We start from the raw sequence: 1,952 nt of genomic DNA, 5'->3' as shown, positions 1-1,952 counted from the left end.
ACATCTTCACCAACATATCCGGCTTCAGTCAGGGTAGTGGCATCAGCAATTGCAAATGGGACTTTAAGCTTTTCTGCTAAAGTGCGTGCAAGTAATGTCTTTCCCGAACCTGTTGGACCAATTAAAAGTACGTTTGATTTTTCGATTTTAACTTCATCGTCTTTTCGGATTGAATCAAGCTTTGACATGCGTTTATAGTGATTGTAAACTGCAACCGAAAGAGCTTTTTTAGCATAATCTTGACCAATTACATATTCATCAAGATATGATTTGAATTCTTTTGGAGTCGGAACATCTGCTATATCGATAGGATCAATTGAATTTTCCTGCTTTGTAAGCATGCCTTCACATACTGCGATACATTTGTCGCAGATGAAAATTCCGCTTGTTGGGGCTGCTACAAGATGACGTTTATCATCACCTGGCTTTCCACAGAAAGAACAGTACTGAACGTCTGAACGAAATCCTCTCATTATTTTGCTCCTGTTGAATCAGATGAAATTCTTGAAGGCATAACTTTGTCTACAATTCCATATGCTAATGCTTCTTCGGCGCTCATAAAGAAATCGCGCTCCATGTCTTTAGCGATTTTTTCTTCTGTTTGTCCGCATTTTTCTGCAAGATATTTGATAGAAAGCTTTTTAAGACGGATAATTTCCTTTGCCTGAACTGCGATATCACTTTCCTGCCCCTGAACTCCGCCTCTAGGCTGATGAATCATGACCCTGCAGGAAGGAAGGGCAAAACGTTTCCCTTTTGTGCCGCCAGCAAGAAGAATTGCTCCCATTGAAGCTGCCTGACCAATGCAGATAGTCTGAATGTCACATTTTACATATTGCATGGCATCATAGATTGCAAGTCCTGCAGTAACACTTCCGCCTGGAGAGTTAATATAAATACTGATATCTTTGTCCGGGTTTTCTGATTCCAAAAATAGAATCTGGGCAACAACTAAATCTGCATTTAAATCGTTGATTTCGCCATCGACGAAAATAATTCTGTCTTTTAAAAGACGTGAATAAATGTCGTAAAAACGTTCTCCATTGCCGCTTCTTTCAATAACACTCGGCATGTAGTTATTCATCTGTTCGTTCATTAAATATTCCTTTGTCTGATGTTCCGGATTAATTCCAGAATTAATATAAATATAATGAATTTAACTAAAAAAGTCCAAAAAAAAACGGAATGTTCTTAAAATTAAAGAACATTCCAGTTTTTATAGGCAAAGATTATTGCTGATTAAACAGGTCTTTAAACGAAACTTTATCGCCTTTAGAAAGCTTAACCTGTGCGAACAAATCCTTGTAAAGTTTTTGTTCTTTTGCTTCGTCAATCAAATATTCTTTTGAACGCGGGTCAGTGTAGTGCTGTTTAACTTCTTCAACTGTAAGACCGTTACCGTCAGCAATTTTCTGATATTCTGCTTCGATTTCTTCTGGAGTTACAGAAATATTTTTTTCTTTAAGAAGTGAGTCAACAATAATGCGGCTCTTGAGCATTTTTTCAGCATCTCCAGTCCATTCTTTGAGCATATCTTCTTTTTTCTGGCCTGAAGCTGTAATCATGCGGTCAAGTTCTTCGACTGTAGTCTGGAACTGCTGAGCCATCATTCTCCAGCGTCCGTCGAGTTCTGCGTTCAACATGCTTGCTGGAATTTCAAACGGATATTTCTCGATAAGCTGTGAAAGAAGGCTGTTTGTTTTGATTTCGCTGATTTTGCGTTCTTTTGCTGTTTCAAGATTGCGCATGATATCTTTTTTAAGGTCTTCAAGTGTCTTGAACTTTTCGTTAACATCCTGTGCAAGATCATCGTCCAAGGCCGGCAGATTGCGTACTTTAATCTGTTTAACTGTAACAGAATATTTTTTTGTCTGGCCTTTGAGCGATTCGTCTTTTTCGTCTTTACCGTATTTTTTGGTAATTTCTTTTGTATCGCCTTTTTTGAGACCGAT

Annotated in this window: 3 protein-coding genes; all 3 read right to left on the bottom strand. The window is 38.1% G+C overall.

The window, feature by feature from the left end:
• Positions 1 to 473, bottom strand: a 473-nt coding sequence (locus ACKI5B_RS00805; RefSeq protein WP_407425051.1) for a ClpX C4-type zinc finger protein, incomplete at its 3' end; no start/stop codon positions are given.
• Entirely contained in the window at positions 473 to 1,096 is a 624-nt protein-coding gene (gene clpP / locus ACKI5B_RS00800) for an ATP-dependent Clp endopeptidase proteolytic subunit ClpP (protein WP_407425050.1), read from the bottom strand. The genes clpP and ACKI5B_RS00805, both read right to left, overlap by 1 nt.
• Positions 1,097 to 1,229: 133 nt before the next feature.
• Positions 1,230 to 1,952: trigger factor (locus ACKI5B_RS00795; protein WP_486401656.1), on the bottom strand; the 723-nt coding region annotated here is incomplete at its 5' end.

Origin of the sequence: Treponema sp. (assembly GCF_045657965.1) — a bacterium.
GTDB lineage: Bacteria > Spirochaetota > Spirochaetia > Treponematales > Treponemataceae > Treponema_D.
The sequence above is the reverse complement of the archived record's forward strand: the minus strand, read 5'-3'. Positions and strand labels throughout refer to the sequence as shown.

Coding starts and splice junctions, on each gene's coding strand:
- clpP (WP_407425050.1), bottom strand. CDS start 1,096: ATGAACGAACAGATGAATAACTACATGCCGAGTGTTATTGAAAGAAGC.